This window comes from Mycobacterium sp. 23, assembly GCF_048287075.1.
GTDB classification, from domain to species: Bacteria; Actinomycetota; Actinomycetes; order Mycobacteriales; family Mycobacteriaceae; genus Mycobacterium; species Mycobacterium gordonae_B.
The window spans coordinates 360,931-384,849 of sequence record NZ_JBLVUX010000005.1 but is presented as its reverse complement, the minus strand read 5'-3'; the positions used below and the strand labels follow the sequence as shown (position 1 = coordinate 384,849).

The following is a 23,919-nucleotide window of genomic DNA, read 5'->3' as shown; positions in this document are numbered from 1 at the left end:
CCGCACAAACCCAACCACGAGCCTGTGTAATTAGCCACACTCAGCGAATTGCGTTCTGTGGCCTGGCTTTCGCTAGCCGCCGAGCACGGGGCGCAGCGCCTCGGCGACGCTGGTGATGACCCCCGGGATGTGACCGCCGGGAATGTTGATGATGGCGCCATCGAGGCCGGCGGAGAGTACTTTGGCCTCCACCTGGTCGGCTATCGCGGCGGGGCTGCCGATCGCCATGCGGGCCGTCAGATTCTCAGGCAGTTGTTCGGGTTTCGCGTTCTCGTCAACCATCGCCGTCAGCATCATGCTGGTCTCCAGCGTGGCCGGGTCCCGGCCCACCTCCGCGCAGCGCGCCTTGACGGCGTCCATCTTCCGGGGCAGTTCGTCGAACGCCGCGACGATGTTCAGATGGTCGGCGTAACGCGCGGCGATACCGAACGTCTTCTTCTCGCCCCCACCCCCGATCAGCACCGGAATGCGTTCCCGGTAACGCGGTTCGGCCATCGCCGACTCGGCGGAGTACCACTGCCCGGAGAACGTCGGCCGCTCGCCCCTGATCATCGGGTCGATGATCTGCATGGCCTCCTCGAGCCGGTTGAAACGGTCGGTGAAGGTGCCGAACTCGAATCCCAGTTGCCGGTGTTCGAGTTCGAACCAGCCGGCCCCGATACCCAGCACCGCACGGCCGGCGCTGACCACATCCAGGGTGGTGATCACCTTGGCCAGCAGAGTCGGGTTGCGATAGGTGTTGCCGGTCACCAGCGTGCCGAGTTGCATCCGCTCGGTTGCGGTGGCCAGCGCGCCCAGCGCCGTATACGCCTCCAGCATCGGCTGATCCGGGGTGCCCAGCATCGGCAGTTGGTAGAAGTGGTCCATCACGAAAAGCGAGTCGTAGCCGGCTGCTTCGGCTTCACGCGCTTGCGCGATGACGGTGGGGAACAGGTTCGCTACGCCGGTTCCGTACGAGAAATTGGGGATCTGGAATCCAAGCCGAATAGCCACGGTGTCTACCGTAGCGTCCGGCCGCAGACCCGGTTCAGGCGAACTGAGCGAGCGCGCCGTGGCTGACGTGCAGCGTCTGGCCGGTGATGTGGCGGGCCGCCGGAGTGGTCAGGAACAGCGACAGCCGCGCGACCTCCGCCGCGACCGGTGCCGGTGTGCGCGACAGGCCGTCGTACCCGGCCTGGACGCTGCGGCCGGTTGCGACGGCGTTGACCGTGATGCCGCGGGTGCCGTAGACCTCGGCCTGCCCGGTGACCCAGCTGGACACGGCCGCCTTGATCGAGGCGTCGACGCTGCCGGCGGGCGGGTTCTCGGCCAGCACGGTGATGATGTGGCCGCCGGAGCGCAGGTGATCGCCCACGCACTGCACCGTCAGGACGGCGGACAGCAGGGTCGCATCCAGCGTCCGGCGCCATGCGGTGGCCGTGTCGGACAGCGAATAGGTGCGCGGGTCACCGGCGTCCCAGGTGGGAGCGGGGATGTTGACGATGGTGTCGAGGTGGTGCGGGAACAGCGCGCGGGCCTCCTGGAGGCTGGCCGGGTCGGTGGTGTCGCAGACGATCGCGTCGACGTCGAGTTCCTTGGCGACGACCTCGAGGTCGCTGCCGCGGGCGCCTACCAAAGTGACCTTGTGCCCGTCGTCACGGAAACTCTCGGCTACCGCACGTCCCAGATCGGTGTCTCCACCGGTGACCACAACCTCCACTGCCACGACCTCCTCGTGCTATGGCGTCAGCGCGGTCCATGTTACTGGACAGTAGCTATTCGACGAAACCACGCGCCGCGGCGACGCGCTGATCAATTGCATAACTATTCGACCGCGTCGTCGCGGCGCTAGGTTTGATCGGTGCGTCTTCGTCAGGTTCTGGCCGGTTTTGTGGCGGCGTTGCTGGTCGGCAGCCTGACGGCGTGTGGTTCGGGATCCCGGCAGGGGCAGGACTCGCATTCGATCGTGGTATTCGCCGCCGCTTCGCTGAAGCAGGTCTTCACCTCGATCGGCGAGCGGTTCAAGGCGGACAACCCGGGTACGACGGTGACGTTCAATTTCGCGGGATCCTCGGAGCTGGCGACGCAGCTGGCCCAGGGCGCCACCGCCGACGTCTTCGCCTCCGCGGACACCGCGCAGATGGACCGGGTGGCACAAGCGGGAATGCTGGCCGGTGCCGCGACCAATTTCGCGGCCAACACCCTGGTCATCGTCACGGCGCCGGGCAACCCGAAGAACGTCGGCTCCCTCGCCGACCTCACCCGTCCGGGGCTCAGCGTGGTGGTGTGCCAGCGCCCGGTGCCCTGCGGTTCGGCCACCCACCGCATCGAGGACGCCAGTGGAGTGCGGCTGCACCCGGTAAGCGAAGAACCGAGCGTCAGCGACGCACTGAATAAGGTGACCACCGGGCAGGCCGATGCCGCGCTGGTCTACGTCACCGACGCGTCGAACGCCGGAAGCAAGGTGACTACCGTCAAGTTTCCGGAGGCCGCGCAGGCGGTGAACGTCTACCCGATCGCGGTGCTCAAAAATGCCCCGCAGGCCGCGCTGGCGCAGAAGTTCCAGGCGGCGGTCACGGGTCCGGCCGGACGGGAAATCCTCGACCGAGCCGGCTTCGCCCAGCCCTGAATCTGATGCGCCCGCCCTCCCAACTGCCTCGCTGGGTCTATCTGCCGGCCGCGGTGGGGACGCTGTTCGTCGGCCTCCCGCTGCTGGCCGTCGCAATCAAGGTCGACTGGCCGCACTTCTGGTCGCTGGTCAGCAGTGAATCCGCGAAGACGGCGTTGCTGCTGAGCCTGAGAACCGCCGCGGCCAGCACGCTGCTGTGCGTGCTGGTCGGGGTTCCCATGGCACTCGTGCTGGCCCGCAGCGGACTGTGGCTGGTCCGAGCGCTGCGGCCGGTGATCCTGCTGCCCCTGGTACTGCCACCGGTGGTCGGCGGAATCGCGCTGCTCTATGCCTTCGGCCGGCTCGGGCTGATCGGGCGCTACCTCGAAGGGGCGGGCATCAGCATCGCCTTCACCACCACGGCGGTCGTGCTGGCGCAGACGTTCGTCTCGCTGCCGTTCCTGGTGATCTCCCTGGAAGGCGCGGCACGCAGCGCGGGGGCCGACTACGAAGTGGTGGCGGCGACGCTCGGAGCTCGGCCGACCGCGATCTGGTGGCGGGTCACCCTGCCGCTACTGGCGCCCGGCCTGGCCTCCGGAGCGGTGCTGGCGTTCGCCAGGTCGCTGGGGGAGTTCGGCGCGACGCTGACGTTCGCCGGGTCCCTGCAGGGCGTGACCCGCACCCTGCCGCTGGAGATCTACCTGCAGCGAGTCGGGGACCCGGACGCGGCGGTGGCTCTGTCGCTGCTGTTGGTGGCGGTGGCCGCCGTGGTGGTGCTGGGACTGGGTGCGGGCCGGATGACCGGGACCGACGCGCGATGAGTGAGCTGCACCTGCGCGCGGTGCTGGGCGACCGGGGACTTGACGTGGAGTTCTCGGTGGCCGCCGGCGAGGTGCTGGCCGTGCTCGGCCCCAACGGCGCGGGCAAGTCGACGGCTCTGCACGTCATCGCCGGGCTGCTGCGGCCGGACTCCGGTGTGGTGCGGCTGGGTTTGCGGGTGCTGACCGATACCTCGGCCGGGATACAGGTGGCCACCCATGACCGGCGGGTGGGGTTGTTGCTGCAAGACGCGCTGCTGTTTCCGCACCTGCGCGTGGCCGCCAACGTGGCATTCGGGCCGCGCAGTCGTCGTGACTTGCTCTCCTCCGGCCCAACGCGGGCCACGGCGTTGCGCTGGTTGCGGGAAGTCGGTGCCGAGGATCTGGCCGACCGCAGGCCGCGCCGGCTGTCCGGAGGTCAGGCCCAGCGCGTGGCCATCGCGCGGGCACTGGCCGCCGAACCGGAAGTGTTGCTGCTCGACGAACCGCTGACGGGGCTTGATGTAGCGGCGGCGGCGTCGATCCGCGCGGTGCTGCGCGACGTGGTCGGTCGCACCGGCTGCGCGGTCATCCTGATCACGCACGATCTGCTGGATGTGTTCGCCCTGGCCGATCGGGTGCTGGTGCTCGAGTCCGGAAAGGTCGCCGAGATCGGACCGGTCGCGGAGGTGCTGGCGGCGCCGAGGAGTCATTTCGCAGCCCGGATCGCAGGCGTGAACCTGGTCGGGGGGACCATCGGCCCCGATGGCGCGCTGTCCAGCCGGTCGGGGCAGCGCTGGCACGGGAGCGCCGAGGTACGGTTCGCGGCAGGTCAGCGGGCGGTTGCGGTGTTCGCGCCGGCCAGTGTGGCCGTCTATTCCGAGCCGCCGCACGGCAGTCCACGCAACACCGTCGAGGTGACGGTGGCGGAGCTGGACACTCGTGGCGCGGCGGTCCTGGTACGCGCGGGGGACCAGGCGGACGGAGCGCCCGGGCTGGCCGCCAGCATCACTGTCGAGGCCGCGGCAGAGCTGCAGCTCACCCCGGGAGACCGGGTGTGGTTCAGCGTCAAAGCCGCCGAGGTGTCACTGCATCCCGCACCCGAACGACGCGCGAGGTGCTGACTTTCTCGCAGACATACCTTTCGCGAAAGCCAGGCCTTCCTTGCTTCGGGCCGCTGACACGGTAGGTTCGTCGCCATGTACCAGGTGGACCCGAACCCGTCACGCCGCAAGGGATTAGTGGCGTCGCTGGCGATTGCCGCAGCGACCGCCGTCACCATCGCGTTGCCGGCAACTGCCCTCGCCGACCCCGAGCCGGTGCCGTCGCCGACTCCCACCGTCGCACCGCCTGCGTCGCCTACTCCGGCATCCCCGGCTCCGGCCGCGGGGGCCCCAGCGGCCACCCCCAGCCCCTCGGCCTCGCCCGCGCCCGGCGCCAGCCCGGCGCCGACCCCACAGCCTGCACCGGGTGACCCGAACGCGGCACCGCCGCCGGCCGACCCCAATGCACCGCCGCCGCCGGACCCAGACCTAGGACGGGTGACCAACGCCGTCGGCGGGTTCAGCTTCATCGTGCCGCCCGGCTGGGTTGAGTCCGACGCGTCCCACCTGGACTACGGCTCCGCGCTGCTCAGTAAGGCGGCTGGTGAGCCGCCGATGCCTGGACAGCCGCAGCCCGTGGCCAACGACACCCGCATCGTGTTGGGCCGGCTGGACCAGAAGCTCTACGCGAGCGCCGAGGCCACCAACCCCAAGGCCGCCGTGCGGCTGGGATCGGACATGGGCGAGTTCTTCATGCCGTACCCCGGCACCCGGGTGAACCAGGAGACCGTGCCGCTCAACGCCAACGGTGTCTCGGGTAGCGCGTCGTACTACGAAGTGAAATTCAGCGACACCAGCAAGCCGAATGGCCAGATCTGGACCGGCGTGGTCGGCACCCCGGCCGGCGCGACGCCTGCCGCCGGACCGCCGCAGCGGTGGTTCGTGGTGTGGCTGGGCACGTCGAACAACCCGGTGGACAAGAATGCGGCCAAGGCGCTGGCCGAGTCGATCCGGCCTTGGGCGCCTCCGGCCGGTCCGCCGCCGGAAGCGGTCCCGGGTGCTCCGGCGCCTGCGCCGGCAGTGCCCGCCGAGCCGGGTGCGCCGGCCCCGGCGCCGGCCCCCGCTCAGGCTCCGGCCGCCGGAACTCCGGCATCCACCCAGCCGCGCGGTAATCAACCGGCATGACCGGCGTTGTTTGAGCGTCGGCACCAAATCGACACTCCATTTGTTACGCGGAGGGCGTATACCGATAGCACGGTCCGGTGATTGAGCTGGGCCTGCCAGCGGAGAGGAACCCCTGATGGACGTCGTCGCAAGCACCGAATTTCTCGCTCGCTCAACCACACTGACCAGCGTGGGCTGGATCGGCTACATCATCATCGGCGCGCTGGCGGGCTGGATCGCCGGCAAGATCGTCAAAGGCGCTGGATCAGGCATTCTCATGAACATCGTGATCGGCATCGTCGGTGCCTTGATCGGCGGTTTCCTGCTCAGCTTCGCGTTCGACACCGCGTCGGGCGGCTGGTGGTTCACCTTCTTCACCGCGATCCTGGGTTCGGTGATCCTGCTCTGGCTCGTGGGCATGGTGCAGCGGCGCTGAATTCGCGGTTTACCGCACCCGCACCGGGTATTACTGCGAGGTCCCCTCGACAAGTTAATACCCGAAGGAGCTGGTCATGATCCTGCACATCATCGGAATGATCGTTCTTGGGCTGATCGTCGGGCTGATTGCGCGACTCATCGTGCCAGGAAGGCAGCCGATGGGCTGGATTGCCACGGCACTGCTCGGCATCGTCGGCGCGTATGTCGGCGGCACCCTGGGCAGCGTCGTCTTCCCGCCGCACCAGTTCACCATCACTCCGCCCATCAACCACTCGTTCCTCGGAGCGCTGGTCGGCGCGGTGCTTCTCCTGCTGATCTACAAATTCGCCACGTCGCGCACCCGGACTCTGTAGCGGCGGGGCCCGTCGCGGCATGATGGGCTGATGGCCGCCCGAACTATGACCGCGTGGCAGGTACGTCAGCCCGGGCCGATGACGAGCATGCCGCTGGAACGGGTCACGACCGAGGTCCCGCGGCCGGGTCCGGCCGAATTGCTGGTTGCGGTCTTGGCGTGCGGGGTCTGCCGCACCGACCTGCACGTCACCGAAGGCGACCTTCCTGTCCACCGGGAGCGGGTAACTCCGGGCCACGAGGTGGTCGGGGAGGTCGTCGAGGTCGGTGCCGGTGCCGGCGACGAGTTCCGCGTCGGCGACCGGGTAGGGATCGCCTGGCTACGCCACACCTGTGGGGTGTGCAAGTACTGCCGCCGGGGCGACGAGAACCTGTGCCCGCAGTCCCGTTACACCGGCTGGGACGCCGACGGTGGTTATGCCGAATTCACCACGGTGCCCGCGGCTTTCGCACATCCTTTGCCGGCCGGATACAGCAACAGCGAGCTGGCGCCGTTGCTGTGCGCCGGCATCATCGGCTATCGGTCGCTGTTGCGGGCCGAGCTACCCGCCGGTGGCCGGCTGGGCTTGTACGGTTTCGGCGGCAGCGCCCACATCACCGCGCAGGTCGCGCTGGCCCAGGGCGCGGAGGTGCACGTGATGACCCGAGGTGCCCGGGCTCGTGAGCTGGCGCTGGAGCTGGGGGCGGCTTCGGCGCAGGGCGCCGCCGATCCGCCGCCGGTGCCGCTGGACGCGGCGATCTTGTTCGCGCCGGTCGGTGACCTGGTGTTACCGGCGATGGAAGCCCTCGACCGTGGGGGGACGCTGGCGGTCGCGGGAATTCATCTCAGCGACATCCCGACGCTGAACTACCAGAGACATCTGTTCCAGGAGCGTCAGGTCCGGTCGGTGACGTCCAACACCAGGGCCGACGCCCGCGCGTTCCTGGACTTCGCCGCATCGCATCACATCGAGGTCACCACTCCGGAATACCCGCTGGCGGAGGCTGATCGCGCCCTGACCGACCTGAGCACCGGCGAGATCGCGGGTGCCGCGGTGCTGCTGGTGTAGGTCGGGCCCTAGGCCGACAGGTGCCAGACCAGCGCTGCGGCCAGGGCGCCGACGCCGTTCAGCGACCAGTGCAGCGCGATGGGCGCGATCAGGCTGCCGCTGCGCCGGCGGAGCCAGCTGAAAACGAACCCGGCAGCGCCGGTGGCCAGCACGGCCATCGTCACGCCGGCCAGCATGCCGAAGACTCCGCCGCCGAACAGCCGGGTAAATCCGACGTTGTTGCTGGTCAACCCCAGCGAAGTGGCGATGTGCCACAGGCCGAACAGCAGCGACCCGGCCAGCGCCACTCCGCGGAAACCCCAGGCCCGGTGCAGCGCTCCGTGCAGCACGCCGCGAAACACCAGTTCCTCGGGAATGACCGTCTGCAAGGGGATGATGACCATCGAGGCAATCAAGGCGCCGGAAATGGTCGCGTAGTGGTTGTTCAGGAACATCGGGCGAGTAACCGGTAGGGCCACGCCGACCGCGATCACCGACACCACCAGCGCCACCGCGGCCAGCGCGTAGAACAGCCCGGACTTCCAGTGTTCGCGGCCGAGACCCAGGTCCGCCCACTCCAGCCCGCGCCACCGGACCAGGACCACCAGGCCGATCGCCGCCAGCGGGACCGTCGCGATGCTCGCCCACGCCGTGGTGAAGTGGGCGACCAGGTTGGTCAGCACCAGGACGCCGACCACCACGGCGATGTCGGCATGGAGGCGCAGCCGGTTCGCGGTGGGCAGGGCTTGGGTTTGGTCGGGCATCCCCGCGAGTCTACCTGCGGGTCCGCTGCGCGACCTCGGCTTTGATTTCAGCTGAGAGCGCACCGGCCACCGCCAGCCGGGGCAGCAATTCGGGCTCCGACATCCGAGCCCGGAACACCAGCCCGACCGTCACGTCGTGGTCGGGACGATGCTCGACGGTGATCTCATCGCCCGCACGGACCGGCCCCGGGGAGATGACGCGCAGGTAAGCGCCCGGGATGCCGGCCTGGGTGAAGGTTTTTATCCAGCCGCGCTGCTCGAGCATCGCCGCAAAGGTCCGGCACGGCGTCCGCGGCGCCGAGACTTCCAGGACCGGACCGTCGGTGCCTATTCGCCAACGTTCGCCGATCCGCGCTCCGGTGACGTCGACGCCTTCGGTGGTGAGGTTTTCGCCGAACATGCCGTCGGTGAGAGTGCGGTTCAGCTGGGCTTCCCAGTCGTCCAGGTCTTCTCGCGCGTAGACGTAGACGGCCTGATCGTCGCCGCCATGGAACTTGGGGTTGCCGATCGCGTCACCGGCCAGGCCGCTGCCCGTCTTGCCCGGCGCCTGAACCATGACGGCCCCGGCGGTGGAGACCTTGTAGATGCCGGTCACCTTCGACCGCCCTCGCGGGTCGGGATTCGGCCGGGCCGCAGCGACGTTGACAGATCGCACATTCGGCATCTGGTCAGGGTAACCGGGTGTCGAGACAGCGACCTGCGGTCCGCCTTCATCCCGCGCTTATCCCGCGCTTGTCACAGCCAAGATGGTCCGGGCAACCAGGCCAGGGTCGTCCACCATGGGCACGTGCCCGACGCCGGGCAGGGTCGTGAACGACGCCTGGGGTACCCGCTCGCGGGCAACCTTGTCGCACAACGGGACTGGAACGATTGCGTCGTTTCCCGACCAGGCGATGGTCACCGGGCAGGGCAGGGGATTCAACGGCGCGATCTGCTCATCGGAACCGAGAAAATCGTCGACGTCGACAATGCAGCCGATGATGTCGTCGATGGCATCAACGCTCTGCACCGTGGAGATTCGATCCGCGTGGCACGCGGCGTCCCGCAAGCCGAGGCGACGCACTGTCGCCGACTTCATCGCGAGGGCGACGACAGGTCGCAGTGGACGGGCAACGCGCCCTATCGCCACGAACTTGTGAATCTGCTTCAGCACGTGGGCTTGTGCCCTGTCCCCGGACGACCAGAAGCCGGCCGGGGCGAACGCACACACGGTTGCCGCACGACCACGCCGGGCCAACTCGATGGCCATCCAGCCGCCCAACGAGAGACCGACGACATGTGGTCGTTCAAGACCATGCTCATCGAGGTAACGCTCGGCGTCGTCAACCAGATCGCTGACCGTAGCCGGGCGCGGCGGAGCCGGTGACCCGCCGCGGTGCCCGGCAGTGGTGAACGTGTGCACGCGGTGCTGGTCGGACAGCAGCGGTACGACGTCCTGCCAACCGTTGCCCGACATGAGGATGCCGTGCATCAGGACTACGGGAGACTTGTCGGGCGACATGCGGCCAAGTGTGACACCTACTTGCGTATCGCGCGGGAGGGATTGACCAACCGGAATTGGTCCGCGTCAGGATCAGCCTGTTGCGGTGTCAGGCGTTTGCCGGCGGGCACACCAACGACCCAGAACTGTCACCGATGTCTTGAGAGATGACACCGAGTCGTGTCGGCGGCATCGGGTAGACTCGAACACATGTTCGATAGATTGCCGTGCCTTCCGTGTGGGTTGGCGGAATATGACGGCTACCTGGCGGAGGTGGTGGCCCATCGGCGGGCGCTGCTGGAACAGACCGAGGAGTCGGTGGGGTGGGTGGCGCGTATTGGTGGGGCGGCGCGGGTGGTCAATCAGGGTGCGGCCGCGGAGTTGGTGGCGGTGGGGGCGTTGTTCGCCCACCGCTTGGTGCCTGGCGGGGAGCGGGGGCAGTGGGCGATCGACACGGTCAAGGCGGTGGCCGGGGAGGTGGCGGCGGGGCTGCGGATCAGCCAGGGCCGCGCGGAGACCAAGGTGCGCTATGCCCGGGCGATGCGGGAGCGCCTGCCGGAGGTCGCGGCGGTGTTCTGCGCCGGCGACATCGACTATGAGGCATTCACGACGATCGTGTACCGCACCGATCTGATCGAAGACCGTGACGTGCTGGCAGCCGTCGATGCCACGGTCGCCGCGCGGGTGACGCGCTGGCCCTCGTTAAGCCGGGGGAGGCTCTCGGCGAAGGTCGATGCGATCGTGGCCCGCGCCGATGCCGATGCGCTGCGCCGCCGCACCGAGGCCCGGGCCGAGCGGGAAGTGTGGATCAGCCCGCCCCAGGACGGGGTGGCGCAGATCGAGGGACGCCTGCGCGCCACCGATGCTAAGGCCATCGATGCGCGGCTCTCAGCGCTGGCGGCCACCGTGTGCCCCAACGACCCACGCACCACCGCCCAGCGCCGCGCCGACGCCCTGGGGGCCTTGGCCGCCGGCGCCACCCGGCTGGGCTGTGAATGCGCGCGCCCGGACTGCACCGCCGCCGGGAAAAAGCCGGCCAGCCCGGTGGTGATCCATGTGATCGCCGAAGCCGCCACCCTGGCCGGGCGCAGCGACAGCCCCGCGTGTCTGCTCGGTGGGCAGGACCTAATCACCCCCGACCTGCTGGCCGAGTTGGCGTTGACGGCCAAACAGGTGCCGCTGATCCACCCCGGCTACGCCGCACCCGAACCCCACTACCACCCCTCGCCGGCGCTGGCCGATTTCGTGCGGGCCCGGGATCTGACGTGCCGCTGGCCCGGCTGCGACGTGCCGGCCACCCACTGCGACCTCGACCACACCACCCCCTGGGCCCAGGGCGGGCCCACCCACGCCGGCAACATCAAGTGCTACTGCCGCACCCATCATCTGATGAAAACCTTCTGGGGCTGGACCGAGAAACAACTCGCCGACGGCACCCTGATCCTCACCAGCCCCGGCGGGGACACCCACGTCACCACCCCCGGCAGCGCGCTGCTGTTTCCCAGCCTGTGTCACGCGGTGGGCGGCATGCCCGCCCCCGAAGCCCAGACCCCACCCACCGACTACTGCGCCGAGCGCACCGCGATGATGCCCACCCGCCGCCGCACCCGCGTCCAGGCCCGCGCCGCCCGCGTGGCCGCCGAACGCCGCGCCAACCACCAAGCCCGCACCACCGCCACCGGCCCACCCGACAACGAACCCCCACCCTTCTAGGGCTTTGACTCAGCCTGCCAGGTCCACCCCGAGATCTGCGGGTCGTCCTCACCGTGCTCACGGGTGTAGTTGCGGGCCGACAAACGTGCATCGACCATCCGCTGGCGCAACCCGGCCGCGCTGCTGGCCAGTCCGTCCACCCGATCGATCACATCCATCACCAGATGAAACCGGTCCAGGTCGTTCAGCATCACCATGTCGAAAGGCGTTGTGGTGGTACCGCGCTCCTTGAAGCCGCGTACGTGCGTGTGGTGGTGTCCGGCGCGCCGGTACGTCAGGCGATGGATCAGCCAGGGATAGCCGTGATAGGCGAAGATGACCGGCTTGTCCCGGGTGAACAGGGCGTCGTATTCGTTGTCGGGCAAGCCATGTGGGTGTTCCGAATCCGGCTGCAGCCGCATCAGGTCCACCACGTTGACGACCCGGACCGCCAGGTCCGGCAATTCTCGCCGCAAAATGTCAGCCGCCGCAAGGATTTCCAGCGTCGGGATGTCACCGGCACAGGCCAGCACCACATCGGGCTCACCGGCGGCGGTGCTGGCCCACGGCCAGATTCCCAGGCCGCGGGTGCAGTGCAGCACCGCCTCGTCCATCGAAAGGTAGGACAGCGCCGGCTGCTTGCCCGCGACGATGACGTTGATGTAGTTGCGGCTGCGCAGGCAGTGGTCGGCCACCGACAGCAGCGTGTTGCCGTCCGGCGGCAGGTACACGCGGGTCAACTCGGCGCGTTTGTTGGCGACCAGGTCGATGAAACCGGGATCCTGATGGGATGCGCCATTGTGGTCCTGACGCCACACATGCGAGCTGAGTAGGTAGTTCAACGACGCGATCGGCCGCCGCCACGGCAGGTCCAGAGTCGTGGCCAACCATTTCGCATGCTGATTGAGCATCGAGTCGACGATGTGCACGAACGCCTCGTAGCAGTTGAACAGCCCGTGCCTGCCGGTCAGCAGGTAGCCCTCCAGCCAGCCCTGGCACAAGTGCTCGGACAGCACCTCCATCACACGCCCGTCAGGAGCGAGGTGGTCGTCGTCGGGCTCTGTGCGCGAAACCCACACCCGATCGGTAGCCCCGAACACCGCATCCAGCCGGTTGGAGGCTGTCTCGTCGGGACCCATCAGCCGGAACCGGTCGGGGTTCCGCTTGATCACGTCACGCAGAAACGTGCCGAGCACGCGGGTGGCCTCGTGCGTAGCGGCCGCGGGTCGCTCCACCGGCACCGCGTAGTCGCGGAAGTCCGGCAGGTCGAGATCGTGCAGCAGTACCCCGCCGTTGGCGTGCGGATTGGCGCTCATCCGGCGATCACCCTGTGGTGCAACCGCTTTCAGCTCAGGCCGCAGCCTGCCTTCGCCGTCGAACAACTCTTCGGGGCGGTAGCTGCGCAGCCACTCTTCCAGCTGCGCGCGATGCTCGGGGTTCTCGTGTGTGGCCGCCAGCGGTACCTGATGTGAGCGCCAGGTGCCCTCCACGTGGCGACCGTCGACCTCTTTGGGACCGGTCCAGCCTTTCGGCGTGCGCAGCACGATCATCGGCCACACGGGTCGCTCACCCGGTGAGCCGGACCGCGCGGCACGCTGAATCGCCGCAATGTCGTCGAACGCATCGTCCAGGGCGGCGGCCAGCTGCCGGTGCACACTCTCCGGGTCGTCCCCGGCCACCGTGATCGGCCGGTAGCCGTAGCCGCGCATCAGCGACTCGAGCTCGGCCTCCGGGATACGCGCCAGCACCGTCGGGTTGGCGATCTTGTAGCCGTTGAGGTGCAGGATCGGTAGCACCGCGCCGTCGACGGCAGGATTGAGGAATTTGTTGGAATGCCAGCTCGCGGCCAGCGGCCCGGTCTCCGCCTCACCGTCGCCCACCACGCAGGCGACCACCAGATCCGGATTGTCGAACGCCGCGCCGTAGGCGTGGACCAGCGCGTAGCCGAGTTCGCCGCCCTCGTGGATCGAGCCCGGCGTCTGGGCGGCCACATGGCTGGGGATGCCGCCGGGGAAGGAGAACTGGCGGAACAGCTTGCGCAGGCCCTCCGTGTTTTCCTCGATGCTGGTGTACACCTCGCTGTAGGTGCCTTCGAGGTAGGCGTTGGCCACCAGACCGGGTCCGCCATGCCCGGGCCCGGTGATGTAGATGACGTTGGCATCGCGGTTGCGGATGACGCGGTTCAGGTGGGCGTAGATGAGGTTGAGCCCGGGCGTGGTGCCCCAGTGGCCGAGCAGCCGGGGTTTGACGTGCTCGGCGGCCAGCGGCTCGGCGAGTAGGGGATTGTCCAGCAGATAGATCTGACCGACCGAGAGGTAGTTCGCGGCTCGCCAGTAGGCGTGGATCAGGGCGCACTCGTCGTCGGAAAGTCTCATGGGGCTCATCTACCCGATTGTCGAGCCCTCAAATGAACTCCGTCTTACGGACTCATTCCTCGCCGCGGGCGCGGGCCTCGTAAGCGCGCCGTTTCTCCACGTCGATCTGGTCGGTGAAGACGTGGTCGCCGCCGATCAGGCGGTTGAGCGCCTCGGCGGCGCGGCGCGGCCAGAACTTCTGGGAGGTGACCATGGCGCCGGCGATCTTCGTGATCCGCACCCGTGGCTTGGGCTGTGCTATCAGGCCGACGACGGCGTCGGCGATCTCGGCCGGCTCGGCGTTGCGGAAGCCCTTCATCCCGGACGTACCCGCGACGAGTTCGGTGTTGACGAACGTGGGCAGCACCGACGAGAAGTGCACGCCGGCCGAGCGGTACTCCAGCCTGGCCGAGTCGGTGAACCCGAGCACCGCGTGCTTGCTGGCGACATAGGTGGCCAGCCCGACGATGTGCATTTCGCCGGCCAGGGACGCGATGTTGATGACATGGCCCCGGCCGCGGGGGACCATGCGTTGGGCGGCCAGCTTGCTGCCCAGGATGACGCCATAAACGTTGATGTCCAGGATGCGCCGGGTGACGGCATCGGGCTCGTCGATGATCCGGCCTACGGGCATGATGCCGGCGTTGTTGACCAGGACGTCGATCGGCCCGAGCTGGCGTTCGACCTGATCCAGAAACTCGGCGAACGAATTCGCGTCCGTGACATCGAGTTTGCCGTACACCTCCAGACCGAGGTCGGCGCCGGACTCTTTGACCGTCGCCTCGTCGATATCGCCGATGGCGACTTTGGCACCCAGCTTGTGCAGTGCCGTCGCCGTCGCCAACCCGATGCCCCGTGCGCCGCCGGTGACCACAATGACCTTGCCGCCGACCTTTGCGGCACGCCCCAACCCGACCGATCCCGAATCTGTCATGCCAGACACGTTAGGCGGTGGATACTGCAACCATGACGGAGGTGCGCGACGCCGTCCCGGCCGACGCCCCTCAGGTGGCCGGCGTACACGTGCGATCGTGGCGGTGGGCCTACCGGGGCCTGATCGACCAGGACTATCTGGACGGCCTCACGCCGCAGGCGTGGGTCCGCAGGTACGACTTCGGCCGGATGGGCTTGCGGGTACCGTCCACTCTGGTCGCCGTCCGGCATACCACTATCCATGGGTTTGCCAGTGTGGGACTGTGCCGCGACGACGATCTCGCCGATCATGGTGAGCTGATGGCGATCTACGTGGAGCCGGGCTCGCTGAGCAGCGGTGTCGGCTATGTGCTGATCGGTGCCGCCCGGGAGCGATTGGCGGCCCGCGGCTTCGCCGGCGCCGCCCTGTGGGTGCTGCGCGGCAACACCAGGGCGCGACGGTTCTATGAGCGCGACGGCTGGCTTCCCGACGGCGCGCGGCGCACCCGGGTCTACGGCGGCACGCCGGTGGAGGAGGCGCGGTACCGCCGCACACTGGCTTGACTACGGTGATGCCATGCCGGAGAAGCTCCTCGAGGCGGTCCGTGTCCTGGACCTGTCGGTAGGCGACTCCGACACGGTCACCCGGCTGCTGGCCGATCTGGGGGCAGACGTTCTCAAGGTGGAACCGCCCGGCGGCAGCCCGGCGCGCACAAGCTTGCCGACGCTGGCCGGTGCCGCCATCCCGTTCGCCGTGCACAACGCCAACAAACGCGCCACGGTGCTGGACCCCGGCGACGAGGCTGACCGCCGGCGATTACACGAGCTGGCCGCCGCGGCGGACATCCTCGTCGACACCGGCTGCGCCACCGACTACGGAACGTCCGGGGCCGAACTGGCCGACCGTCACCCGCACCTGGTGGTGCTGTCGGTCAGCGATTTCGGCGCGACAGGCCCGCGCTCGTCCTGGCGGGCCACCGACGCGGTGCTGTATGCGATGTCGGGGTCGCTGTCCCGCACCGGCCCTACCGTCGGCGCTCCGGTGCTACCACCGACCGGGATCGCCGCGGCGACGGCGGCGGCGCAGGCCGCGTGGGCCGCCCTGGCCGCTTACTACAACAGATTACGTTGTGGCACAGGCGATTACATCGACTTCTCCCGGTTCGACGCGGTGGTCATGGCACTCGACCCGGCGTTCGGCTCGCACGGTCAGGCCGCTGCCGGTGTCCGCAGCGGCAGCCGGTGGCGGGGTCGCCCCAGAAATCAGGACGCATATCCCATCTATCCGTGCCAGGACGGCTACGTCCGGCTGTGCGTGATGGCGCCGCGCCAATGGCGTGGGCTGCGACGCTGGCTTGGGGAGCCGGCGGACTTCCAGGACCCGAAATACGAGGCGATCGGCGCGAGATTCGCGGCGTGGCCGCAGATCAGTGCGCTGGTGGAGGCATTGTTCGCCGGAAAGACCATGAAGGAGCTGGTGACCGCGGGGCAGGCCCACGGGGTGCCCATCGCCGCGGTGCTCACTCCCGCCAGGATCCTCGAGTCCGAGCATTTCAACGAGGTGGGCGCGATCACCGACGCCGAACTCGTGCCGGGCGTGCACACCCGGGTGCCCACCGGCTATTTCGTCGTCGACGGCGAACACTGCGGCTTCCGGACACCGGCGCCTGCGGTCGGCCATGACGAACCGCGTTGGTTGGCCGATCCGGCGCCAGTACCGCCGCCGGTGGGCCCGATCGGCGGCTACCCGTTGCAGGGGCTGCGGATCCTCGACCTCGGAATCATCGTCGCGGGCGGCGAACTGGGCCGGCTGTTCGGCGACCTGGGCGCCGACGTCATCAAGGTGGAATCGGCCGAGTACCCGGACGGTCTGCGGCAGGTCAGGGCCGGCGACGCGATGAGCGAATCCTTCGCCTGGACCCACCGAAATCACCGCGCCCTGGGCATCGACCTACGCAGCGCCACCGGCAGGGAGATCTTCGGCCGTCTGGTCGCAGGGGCCGACGCGGTATTCGCCAACTTCAAGCCGGGAACCCTTGCCTCCCTTGGGTTTGACTACGACACTCTGGCCGCGCTCAATCCTCGGATCGTGCTCGCGGGTAGCAGCGCGTTCGGGAACACGGGCCCGTGGAGCACCCGATTGGGTTACGGCCCCCTGGTGCGCGCGACGACGGGCGCCACCCGGGTGTGGACTTCCGACGACGCCGCCACCGAGGGTGCCCGGCACGCGTTCTACGACGCGACGACGATCTTCCCCGACCACGTGGTGGGCCGTATTGCCGCCACCCTGGCTTTGGCCGCGCTGATCCGCCGCGACCGCGCGGGTCACGGCGCCCACGTGCACGTCTCTCAGGCCGAGGTCGTCGTCAACCAACTCGACACGCTGTTCGTCACCGAGGCCGCGCAGGCCGCCCACGTCGCCGAGGTCCGCAACGACACCAGCGTGCATGCCGTCTGCCCGTGCGCCGGCGACGACGAATGGTGCGTCGTGTCGATCGGCACCGACAGTGAATGGCAATCCGTGGCAGCGCTTTTGGGTGGATCCGACCGCGCCGGGCTCGTAGCGGCACTTAAACAGTGGACCAGCACCCGAACCCCGCAGCAGGCAGCTCAGGCACTGCAGGACGCCGGGCTGGCCGCGGGCCCGATGAACCGGCCGCCCGACATCCTGGAGGATCCGCAACTGCTGCACCGAAACCTGTTCAGCGACATGACTCATCCGCTCATCGCGCGCACGCTGCCAGCCGAAACCGGTCCGGCTCCGTTTCGCCACATCCCGCCGGCCCCGCAACGTCCAGCGCCGCAGCCGGGCCGGGACACCCGGGCGATCTGTCAACAGTTGCTCGGCATGAGCCCTCACGAAGTACAGCGGTGGATCGATGAAGGCGTACTGTTCGCAGCGGAGGAACCGGAGGCAGGCCCGTGACATCTTCAACCGCACAGTTTTTCGTGGACGGCCAGTTCCGCGCCGCCGACCACGCCGAACCGGTGGTGGAGGCGGCGACCGGCGAGCCACTAGGCGCCGGCGCCGTCGTCAGCGAATCCGACCTCGACGCGGCGGTCGCCGCCGCGCGCCGGGCCCTGCCGGACTGGCGTAACAGTTCACCCGAGCATCGTGGCGGGTTGCTCAACGCGATGGCCGAGGCACTCAAGGCCCGAGCCAAGCCGACCAGCGAGCTGGTCACCCGCGAGAACGGCATGCCGATCCGGCTGTCGCGCGGTGCCAACGGCGCCTTCCCGCCCCTACTGCTGCGGTATTACGCCCAACTGGTCACCGAAGTTCCGGTCGAAGAGATCCGGCCGAGCGTGATCGGACACACGATTGTTCGCCGCGAGGCCGTCGGGGTGGTCGGCGCGATCGTGCCGTGGAACTACCCGCAGGCACTGGCCGCGATGAAGGTGGCGCCGGCACTGGCCGCGGGATGCACCGTCGTACTCAAAGCCTCACCCGAAACCGCTTTGGACGCTCTGGTTTTCGCTGAGGCGGCGGTCGAGGCGGGGTTGCCGGCCGGGGTGCTCAACGTGGTGTCGGGTGGGCCGGCCGTCGGTGCCGGCCTGGTGTCGCACCCCGGCATCGACAAGGTCGCGTTCACCGGTTCGACGGCCACCGGGCGCCTGGTCGCCGAGACCTGCGGCCGCCTGATGCGGCCGGTCACCCTCGAGTTGGGCGGCAAGTCCGCGGCGATCATCCTCGACGACGCCGACCTGGACGCCACCATGCGCGGACTGCGCAACGCTTCCTTCGTGAACAACGGGCAGACCTGCCACCTCAGCTCGCGGATCCTGGCGCCGAGATCCCGCTACGACGAGATCGTCGACGCCGTCGCGGCGCTGGCCGAGAGCATGGCCGTGGGCGACCCACTGGATCCGGGCACCGAGATCGGTCCCATGGTCAGCTCGCGGCAACGCGAGCGTGTGCTGAGCTACATCGAGGTCGGCAAGAACAGTGGCGCGCGACTGGTCGCCGGCGGGTCGATTCCCAGGGAGCAACCGCGCGGCTGGTTCGTGGCGCCGACGGTGTTCGCTGACGTCGACAATTCCGACCAGCTGGCGCGCGAAGAGATCTTCGGCCCGGTCCTGACCATCAGCGCCTACGACAACGACGACGAGGCGGTGGCGCTGGCCAACGACACCGAGTTCGGTCTGGCCGGCACCGTGTGGTCCACCGACGTCGACCGGGCGACCATGGTCGCGCGGGCCGTGCACACCGGCACCATCGGCGTCAACGACTACGCGCTGGACGTGCGGGCTCCGTTCGGCGGTGTCAAGGCCAGCGGGATGGGCCGCGAGCTGGGCCCCGAGGGCCTGGAGGCCTACCGGACGCTCAAGTCGATCTACCGGACGGGTACGGCCTGACCCCGCCGCCCCTTCCGCCCAGCGTGAAGCTGGTTTCACACTCGCGTCCCACCGTGAAGATGGCTTCACGTTCGGGGACCATTGAGTACGGCCTGACCCCGCCGCGATAGGTTCGAGCTATGCCCGTGGACCCCAGGACTCCGGTGCTGATCGGCTACGGCCAGGTCAACCACCGCGACGACCCAGACCCCAACGAACCGTCCATCGAGCCGGTCGACCTGATGGTCACTGCCACCCGGCGCGCTGCGGAAGCCGCCGTCGTCGAGGCGGTCGACTCGATCCGCGTTGTGCACATGCTGTCGGCGCACTACCGCAACCCGGGGCAACTGCTCGGCGAACGCCTGGGCCTGACCAAGTTCACCGCGAGCTACAGCAGCGTGGGAGGCAACACGCCGCAGTCGCTGGTCAACCAGGCCTGCCTGGACATCCAGCAAGGCCGCGCAGGCGTCGTGCTGATCTCGGCGGCCGAAACCTGGCGCACCCGCAACGCGCTGAAGAAGCAGGGCCGCCGGCTGGTGTGGACCGAGCAGGACAATTCCGTTCCGATGCCCGAGGTCGCCGGCGACGACGTGCCGATGGCCGGTGACGCCGAGATCAAGATCAAGCTGGACCGGCCCGCCTTCGTCTATCCGCTGTTCGAACAGTCGCTGCGGATCGCCGCCGGTGAGTCCGTCGAAGAGCACGGCAAGCGGGTCAGCGAGCTGTGGGCGCGGTTCAGCGCCGTGGCGGCGGACAACCCACACGCGTGGATCCGCCGCCCCCACACCGCCGAGGAGATCCGGCAGCCCAGCCCGCAGAACCGGATGATCAGCTGGCCGTACACCAAGCTGATGAACTCCAACAACATGGTCGATCAGGGCGCCTCGCTGATCCTGACGTCGGTCGAACAGGCCAGGAAGCTGCAGGTGCCCGAAGACCGCTGGGTCTACCCGCAAGCCGGCACCGACGCCCACGACACCTCGGCGATCGCCGAGCGCGGCGAACTGCACCGGTCCCCGGCGATCCGGATCGGCGGACGCAGGGCACTGGAACTGGCCGGTCTTTCGATCGACGACGTCGACTACGTGGACCTGTACTCCTGCTTCCCGTCGGCCGTCCAGGTCGCGGCGGCCGAACTGGGCCTGGCCACCGACGATCCCGCCCGTCCGCTCACCGTCACCGGCGGCCTTACCTTTGCCGGCGGCCCATGGAGCAACTACGTCACGCACTCCATCGCGACCATGGCCGAACTGCTCACCGCCAACCCGGGACGGCGCGGCCTGATCACCGCGAACGGCGGCTACCTGACCAAGCACAGTTTCGGTGTGTACAGCACCGAACCCGGCGCCGATGAATTTCGTTGGGAGGACGTTCAATCCGCGGTGGATTCCGAACCCACCACTGTCGGTCTGGTGGATTGGGAAGGCACCGGCACCGTCGAATCGTGGACCACGCCGTTCGACCGGGAAGGACAGCCGGAAAAAGCGTTTTTGGCTGTCCGCACGCCCGACGACGCGCGCGTCCTTGCGGTGATCACCGATCCCGCTGCCGCGACAGACACCGTGCACGACGACATCGCCGGCGCCAAGGTCTCCGTCGCCGCGGACGGCACCGCGAAACTGCACTAACCGAGCGGGTCACGGTACAGACTCAAAAGTGCGCAAGTCAGGCCCGCGTGCTTATTGTCGTTTGCATAACCCGGGAGGTGACGCCACGTGCACGTGCTGCTGACCGACGCCTCAGGCACTGTCGGGCGGCTGGTCGCGCGCCAGCTGGTCGCGGCCGGCCACACGGTCAGCGGCATCGCCCCCTACCCGCATGACTACCTGGACCCGCACGTCGAGTTCGCGTGCGCGCCTCTGGACGACCCGGTACTGATGCGATTGGCCGCCGAGGCCGACGCTGTGATCCATCTGGCCCCAGTCGATACCAGCGCCCCAGGCGGGGCCGGCATCACCGGTGTCGCGCACGTGGCGAACGCGGCGGCACGGGCGGGCGCCCGGCTGCTGTTTGTGTCTCAGGCCGCCGGGCGGCCCGAGCTCTACCGTCCGGCCGAGACACTGGTATCCACCGGTTGGGCGCCGAGCCTGGTCGTCCGCATTGCGCCACTGCTCGGCCGGCAGCTCGACTGGATGACCTGCCGCACCGTGGCCACGCTGATGCGCGCCAAGGTTTCCGCACGCCCCATCCGGGTGCTGCACATCGAGGATCTGGTCCGGTTCCTGGTCGAGGCGCTGGGCACCGACCGCTGCGGGGCGGTCGACCTGGCCACTCCGGACACCACCAACCTGATCACCGCATGGCGGGTGCTGCGATCCGTTGACCCCCGCCTGCGCCTGCACGGCGTCCGCGGCTGGGAGAACCTGGTCCCGGACTTGGATATCAGTGCTGCACAGGAGGATTGGAAGTTCGAATACGGCTGGCTGGCACTGGACGCGGTGGTGGACACCGGCCGCGGGCTGGTCGGGCGCAAGCTCGAAGCCAGAGGCGCGACCACCGGGGCGGGCCCGCTCCCGCTACCGGTCGAACCCCTGCCGCGGCCGGCCCAGGGCGACGAATCATTGCGCAGCGCCGCGCCCGAGGGGCTGGAGGGGGAGTTCGACGACCGCATCGACCCGCGCTTCCCGGTCTTCAGCACGGCCAGCCTCGCCGAGGCGCTGCCGGGCCCGCTGACGCCGATCACGCTCGATGTCCAGTGCAGCGGCCTGCGCGCCGCCGGTCAGGCCATGGGGCGGGTGCTGGCGCTGGGCGACGTGGTGGCGCAGGAGTGGGCCGAGCGGGCGATTGCGGTATTCGGCCATCGACCCTACGTCGGAGTCTCCGCCAATATCGTGGCCGCGGCCCAACTGCCCGGCTGGGACGAACACGCGGTGGCCCGGCGCACCCTCGGTGCCGAGCCGCCCGCCGCGGAGCTGCTGCCGTTCGGCCCCCCGGAACTGACCGGTGGCCCACGCGGCTCGGTCGCCAAGGCGGTCGTAACGGCGCGGTCGCTGGCTTTGCTGCGCCATCTCCGCGCCGACACCCAGGCCTACGTCGCCGCCGCCGGCCGCGAACATCTCGATGCCGAGGCGCTGGCCGCGCTGCCGGATGCGGCACTGGAAGTCCGAATCCGGTTGCTGCGCGACCGTATTCACCAGGGCTGGGTCCTGACTGGCCTGTGGGTCATCGACTCCGGGATCACCGCGGCGGCCCTGGAGCGTACCCGCGTGAGATCGGGTATCTCAGGGGTCGGCGTGATCATGGAGAGCGACCGCATCGCGGCCGAGACCAAGGCGTTGGCGGCGGTGCTGCGAGCCGACCCGCCGTTGTGCGCATTGGCCACCGAAGGCAACGTCGGCAGCATCCGCGCGTTGTCCCCGGCGGCGGCCGCCGCACTCGACGCGGCCGTCGCCGCCCTCGGGCACCGGGGCCGCGGGGAAGCCGAACTGGCCAATCCGACGTTCGGGGACGACCCCGGGTTACTGCTGACGGTGGCCGCCGAAGCCGCCGCCGGGCCCGAGGCGCCGCAAGCTCCGAGTTCGCTGGCGCAGCGACTGGCCGACAGCGCCCGCAACTCGCGCGAGCTCGCCCACGACACCACCATCCGTTTCACCCATGAACTTCGAATGGCATTGCGCGAGTTAGGATCTCGTTGGGCTTCGGCAGACCTGATCGATTCCGTGGACGACACGTACTACCTGTTGTGCGACGAGCTCATCACCATGCCGGTCGACGCCCGGCTTCGGATCAAACGCCGGCGTGCCGAACGGGAACGTCTACAGGCGCAGCATCCGCCCGACATCATCGGCCGGGATCAAGCGGGGTCCGGGACCGGATCTGCTCCTTGATGTCGTCGAGCACGTCCCAGATGTTGACGGTCATGCCGGCCAGCACCCGGTCCTCGTCGTCGAGCCAGTAAGCGACGAATTCCCGGCCGGCGACGTCGCCACGCAACACCACCTTCTCGGAGCCCGACGCGTATCCGGCGTATTCCATGCCGAGGTCGTACTGGTCGGTGAAGAAGTAGGGCAGCTCGTCGTATTCGCTTGGGCTGCCCAGCATTCCCGCCACCGCCACGGCAGGTTGCTTGAGCGCGTTGGCCCAGTGCTCCGTGCGGATCCGCACGCCGTAAAAGGGATGCTCGGCGGCGGCGATGTCGCCCACGGCGAAGATATCGGCATCGCTGGTGCGCAGCGAAGCGTCGACCCGCACCCCACCGTCGGCCATCGCGAGCCCGGCCTGTTCGGCCAACTCGACATTGGGTTCGGCACCCACGGCGACCAGCACCGCATCGGCGGCGACGGTGGATCCGTCGGACAGTGCCAGGCCGGTGGCCTTGCCGTCCCGGACGGTGATCCGGTCGGCCCGGGCTTTTAGCCGCAGCAGCACACCGTGGTCTCGGTGCAGGTCGGCGAAGACCGCACCGACCTCGGCGCCCAGTGCGGTCAACAGTGGCTGTTCCGCGGATTCGACGACGGTGACGTCCACGCCGCGCCGGCGGGCGGCGGCGGCGACTTCCAGGCCGATCCAGCCTGCGCCCAGCACGGCGAGTGCAGAGCCCTCGACGAGAACGGAATTCAGCGACACGGCGTCTGGGTAGTTGCGCAGGTAGTGCACTCCGTCGGCGTCATGACCGGGTATCGGAGGTCGGCGCGGCGCCGAACCGGTTGCCAGCAGTAGCTTTTCATACCGCAGCGTGACGCCGTCGTCGAAAGCGACAGTGTGCGCGGCGGCGTCCAGCGCATCCACCCGGGTGTTCAGCCTCAGGTCCACGCGACGATCCCGGTACCAGTCCGAGTTCTGCACCGTGAAATCGGCCAGCGACTTATCGCCTGCCAGAAAGCCTTTCGAGAGCGGCGGCCGTTCGTACGGCAGGTATTCCTCGTCCGCGAACAGCACGATCTGCCCGTCGAATTCGCTGTCACGCAGGGCTTGCACCGCTTTGGCCGCCGCTAGCCCACCGCCGACGATGACGAACACTGTCGAGGTCATGAT

Annotated in this window: 21 protein-coding genes; 13 read left to right on the top strand and 8 right to left on the bottom strand. The window is 68.7% G+C overall.

Annotation, left to right across the window (positions count from 1 at the left end; all coding sequences use genetic code 11):
- Positions 1–72: 72 nt before the first annotated feature.
- Entirely contained in the window at positions 73–993 is a 921-nt protein-coding gene (locus ACNQS7_RS03260) for an LLM class F420-dependent oxidoreductase (protein ID WP_418011407.1), read from the bottom strand.
- Positions 994–1,027: 34 nt separating this feature from the next.
- The gene (locus tag ACNQS7_RS03255) at positions 1,028–1,705 is read right to left on the bottom strand and encodes an SDR family oxidoreductase (protein WP_418011406.1); all 678 of its coding nucleotides are present in this window, start codon (positions 1,703–1,705) and stop codon (positions 1,028–1,030) included.
- A 135-nt stretch (positions 1,706–1,840) separates the two neighbouring features.
- Between ACNQS7_RS03255 and modA the strand changes: the two genes are divergently transcribed.
- The 7 genes from modA (at position 1,841) to ACNQS7_RS03220 (ending at position 7,429) form a co-directional block, all read left to right on the top strand.
- Complete coding sequence (gene modA, locus ACNQS7_RS03250; RefSeq protein ID WP_418011405.1) at positions 1,841–2,608, top strand: molybdate ABC transporter substrate-binding protein; 768 nt, start codon at positions 1,841–1,843, stop codon at positions 2,606–2,608.
- A 5-nt stretch (positions 2,609–2,613) separates the two neighbouring features.
- The gene (locus tag ACNQS7_RS03245) at positions 2,614–3,408 is read left to right on the top strand and encodes an ABC transporter permease (RefSeq protein ID WP_418011404.1); all 795 of its coding nucleotides are present in this window, start codon (positions 2,614–2,616) and stop codon (positions 3,406–3,408) included.
- Positions 3,405–4,508 carry a sulfate/molybdate ABC transporter ATP-binding protein gene (locus tag ACNQS7_RS03240; protein WP_418011403.1) on the top strand — a complete coding sequence of 368 codons (1,104 nt, stop codon included), beginning with the start codon at positions 3,405–3,407 and terminating at the stop codon, positions 4,506–4,508. Before ACNQS7_RS03245 ends, ACNQS7_RS03240 begins: the two co-directional genes overlap by 4 nt.
- Before the next feature lie 75 nt (positions 4,509–4,583).
- A complete protein-coding gene (locus ACNQS7_RS03235) occupies positions 4,584–5,612 on the top strand; it encodes an alanine and proline-rich secreted protein Apa (RefSeq protein ID WP_418011402.1) in 1,029 nt (342 codons plus the stop codon).
- A 115-nt stretch (positions 5,613–5,727) separates the two neighbouring features.
- Positions 5,728–6,027: a GlsB/YeaQ/YmgE family stress response membrane protein gene (locus ACNQS7_RS03230; protein WP_055576795.1), complete on the top strand. Its 300-nt coding sequence runs from the start codon at positions 5,728–5,730 to the stop codon at positions 6,025–6,027.
- A gap of 76 nt (positions 6,028–6,103) precedes the next feature.
- Complete coding sequence (locus ACNQS7_RS03225; protein ID WP_055576796.1) at positions 6,104–6,382, top strand: GlsB/YeaQ/YmgE family stress response membrane protein; 279 nt, start codon at positions 6,104–6,106, stop codon at positions 6,380–6,382.
- 30 nt (positions 6,383–6,412) lie between these two features.
- A complete protein-coding gene (locus ACNQS7_RS03220) occupies positions 6,413–7,429 on the top strand; it encodes a zinc-binding alcohol dehydrogenase family protein (RefSeq protein WP_418011401.1) in 1,017 nt (338 codons plus the stop codon).
- An 8-nt stretch (positions 7,430–7,437) separates the two neighbouring features.
- Here the strand turns inward: ACNQS7_RS03220 and ACNQS7_RS03215 are convergent, their stop codons facing one another.
- The 3 genes from ACNQS7_RS03215 to ACNQS7_RS03205 are packed head-to-tail and all read right to left on the bottom strand — an operon-like array spanning position 7,438 to position 9,673.
- Positions 7,438–8,172 (bottom strand): CPBP family intramembrane glutamic endopeptidase, encoded by a 735-nt coding sequence (locus tag ACNQS7_RS03215; RefSeq protein ID WP_418011400.1) that lies wholly within the window; start codon positions 8,170–8,172, stop codon positions 7,438–7,440.
- A gap of 10 nt (positions 8,173–8,182) precedes the next feature.
- The gene (locus ACNQS7_RS03210) at positions 8,183–8,836 is read right to left on the bottom strand and encodes an MOSC domain-containing protein (RefSeq protein ID WP_418011399.1); all 654 of its coding nucleotides are present in this window, start codon (positions 8,834–8,836) and stop codon (positions 8,183–8,185) included.
- A gap of 57 nt (positions 8,837–8,893) precedes the next feature.
- Positions 8,894–9,673, bottom strand: a complete 780-nt coding sequence (locus tag ACNQS7_RS03205; RefSeq protein ID WP_418011398.1) for an alpha/beta fold hydrolase — start codon at positions 9,671–9,673, stop codon at positions 8,894–8,896.
- Positions 9,674–9,862: 189 nt separating this feature from the next.
- Here ACNQS7_RS03205 and ACNQS7_RS03200 point away from each other — a divergent pair, with 189 nt between their 5' ends.
- Positions 9,863–11,365 carry an HNH endonuclease signature motif containing protein gene (locus ACNQS7_RS03200; protein ID WP_418011397.1) on the top strand — a complete coding sequence of 501 codons (1,503 nt, stop codon included), beginning with the start codon at positions 9,863–9,865 and terminating at the stop codon, positions 11,363–11,365.
- Here the strand turns inward: ACNQS7_RS03200 and ACNQS7_RS03195 are convergent.
- Both ACNQS7_RS03195 and ACNQS7_RS03190 read right to left on the bottom strand, forming a co-directional pair.
- Complete coding sequence (locus ACNQS7_RS03195; protein ID WP_418011396.1) at positions 11,362–13,728, bottom strand: phosphoketolase; 2,367 nt, start codon at positions 13,726–13,728, stop codon at positions 11,362–11,364. The two genes, ACNQS7_RS03200 and ACNQS7_RS03195, sit on opposite strands and share 4 nt — an antisense overlap.
- A 43-nt stretch (positions 13,729–13,771) precedes the next feature.
- Positions 13,772–14,632 (bottom strand): SDR family oxidoreductase, encoded by an 861-nt coding sequence (locus ACNQS7_RS03190; protein WP_310766571.1) that lies wholly within the window; start codon positions 14,630–14,632, stop codon positions 13,772–13,774.
- A gap of 32 nt (positions 14,633–14,664) precedes the next feature.
- Between ACNQS7_RS03190 and ACNQS7_RS03185 the strand changes: the two genes are divergently transcribed.
- From ACNQS7_RS03185 to ACNQS7_RS03165, 5 genes are all read left to right on the top strand, one after another.
- The gene (locus ACNQS7_RS03185) at positions 14,665–15,174 is read left to right on the top strand and encodes a GNAT family N-acetyltransferase (protein WP_418011395.1); all 510 of its coding nucleotides are present in this window, start codon (positions 14,665–14,667) and stop codon (positions 15,172–15,174) included.
- A 13-nt stretch (positions 15,175–15,187) separates the two neighbouring features.
- Complete coding sequence (locus ACNQS7_RS03180) at positions 15,188–17,536, top strand: CoA transferase (RefSeq protein WP_418011394.1); 2,349 nt, start codon at positions 15,188–15,190, stop codon at positions 17,534–17,536.
- Positions 17,533–18,966: an aldehyde dehydrogenase gene (locus ACNQS7_RS03175; RefSeq protein WP_418011393.1), complete on the top strand. Its 1,434-nt coding sequence runs from the start codon at positions 17,533–17,535 to the stop codon at positions 18,964–18,966. The genes ACNQS7_RS03180 and ACNQS7_RS03175 overlap by 4 nt, the downstream gene beginning before the upstream one ends.
- Positions 18,967–19,085: 119 nt before the next feature.
- Positions 19,086–20,573, top strand: a complete 1,488-nt coding sequence (locus ACNQS7_RS03170) for an acetyl-CoA acetyltransferase (RefSeq protein WP_418011392.1) — start codon at positions 19,086–19,088, stop codon at positions 20,571–20,573.
- An 87-nt stretch (positions 20,574–20,660) separates the two neighbouring features.
- Positions 20,661–22,772 (top strand): hypothetical protein, encoded by a 2,112-nt coding sequence (locus tag ACNQS7_RS03165; protein ID WP_418011391.1) that lies wholly within the window; start codon positions 20,661–20,663, stop codon positions 22,770–22,772.
- Here ACNQS7_RS03165 and ACNQS7_RS03160 read toward each other — a convergent pair.
- Positions 22,726–23,919: an NAD(P)/FAD-dependent oxidoreductase gene (locus ACNQS7_RS03160; RefSeq protein ID WP_418015861.1), complete on the bottom strand. Its 1,194-nt coding sequence runs from the start codon at positions 23,917–23,919 to the stop codon at positions 22,726–22,728. The two genes, ACNQS7_RS03165 and ACNQS7_RS03160, sit on opposite strands and share 47 nt — an antisense overlap.

Bases quoted from the DNA above. Each gene is read 5' to 3' on its own strand.
- ACNQS7_RS03225 (WP_055576796.1), top strand. From the start codon at position 6,104: ATGATCCTGCACATCATCGGAATGATCGTTCTTGGGCTGATCGTCGGG.
- ACNQS7_RS03220 (WP_418011401.1), top strand. From the start codon at position 6,413: ATGGCCGCCCGAACTATGACCGCGTGGCAGGTACGTCAGCCCGGGCCG.
- ACNQS7_RS03210 (WP_418011399.1), bottom strand. From the start codon at position 8,836: ATGCCGAATGTGCGATCTGTCAACGTCGCTGCGGCCCGGCCGAATCCC.
- ACNQS7_RS03195 (WP_418011396.1), bottom strand. From the start codon at position 13,728: ATGAGCCCCATGAGACTTTCCGACGACGAGTGCGCCCTGATCCACGCC.
- ACNQS7_RS03235 (WP_418011402.1), top strand. From the start codon at position 4,584: ATGTACCAGGTGGACCCGAACCCGTCACGCCGCAAGGGATTAGTGGCG.
- ACNQS7_RS03170 (WP_418011392.1), top strand. From the start codon at position 19,086: ATGCCCGTGGACCCCAGGACTCCGGTGCTGATCGGCTACGGCCAGGTC.
- ACNQS7_RS03240 (WP_418011403.1), top strand. From the start codon at position 3,405: ATGAGTGAGCTGCACCTGCGCGCGGTGCTGGGCGACCGGGGACTTGAC.
- ACNQS7_RS03200 (WP_418011397.1), top strand. From the start codon at position 9,863: ATGTTCGATAGATTGCCGTGCCTTCCGTGTGGGTTGGCGGAATATGAC.
- ACNQS7_RS03185 (WP_418011395.1), top strand. From the start codon at position 14,665: ATGACGGAGGTGCGCGACGCCGTCCCGGCCGACGCCCCTCAGGTGGCC.
- ACNQS7_RS03245 (WP_418011404.1), top strand. From the start codon at position 2,614: ATGCGCCCGCCCTCCCAACTGCCTCGCTGGGTCTATCTGCCGGCCGCG.
- ACNQS7_RS03230 (WP_055576795.1), top strand. From the start codon at position 5,728: ATGGACGTCGTCGCAAGCACCGAATTTCTCGCTCGCTCAACCACACTG.
- ACNQS7_RS03190 (WP_310766571.1), bottom strand. From the start codon at position 14,632: ATGACAGATTCGGGATCGGTCGGGTTGGGGCGTGCCGCAAAGGTCGGC.
- ACNQS7_RS03215 (WP_418011400.1), bottom strand. From the start codon at position 8,172: ATGCCCGACCAAACCCAAGCCCTGCCCACCGCGAACCGGCTGCGCCTC.
- ACNQS7_RS03205 (WP_418011398.1), bottom strand. From the start codon at position 9,673: ATGTCGCCCGACAAGTCTCCCGTAGTCCTGATGCACGGCATCCTCATG.
- ACNQS7_RS03180 (WP_418011394.1), top strand. From the start codon at position 15,188: ATGCCGGAGAAGCTCCTCGAGGCGGTCCGTGTCCTGGACCTGTCGGTA.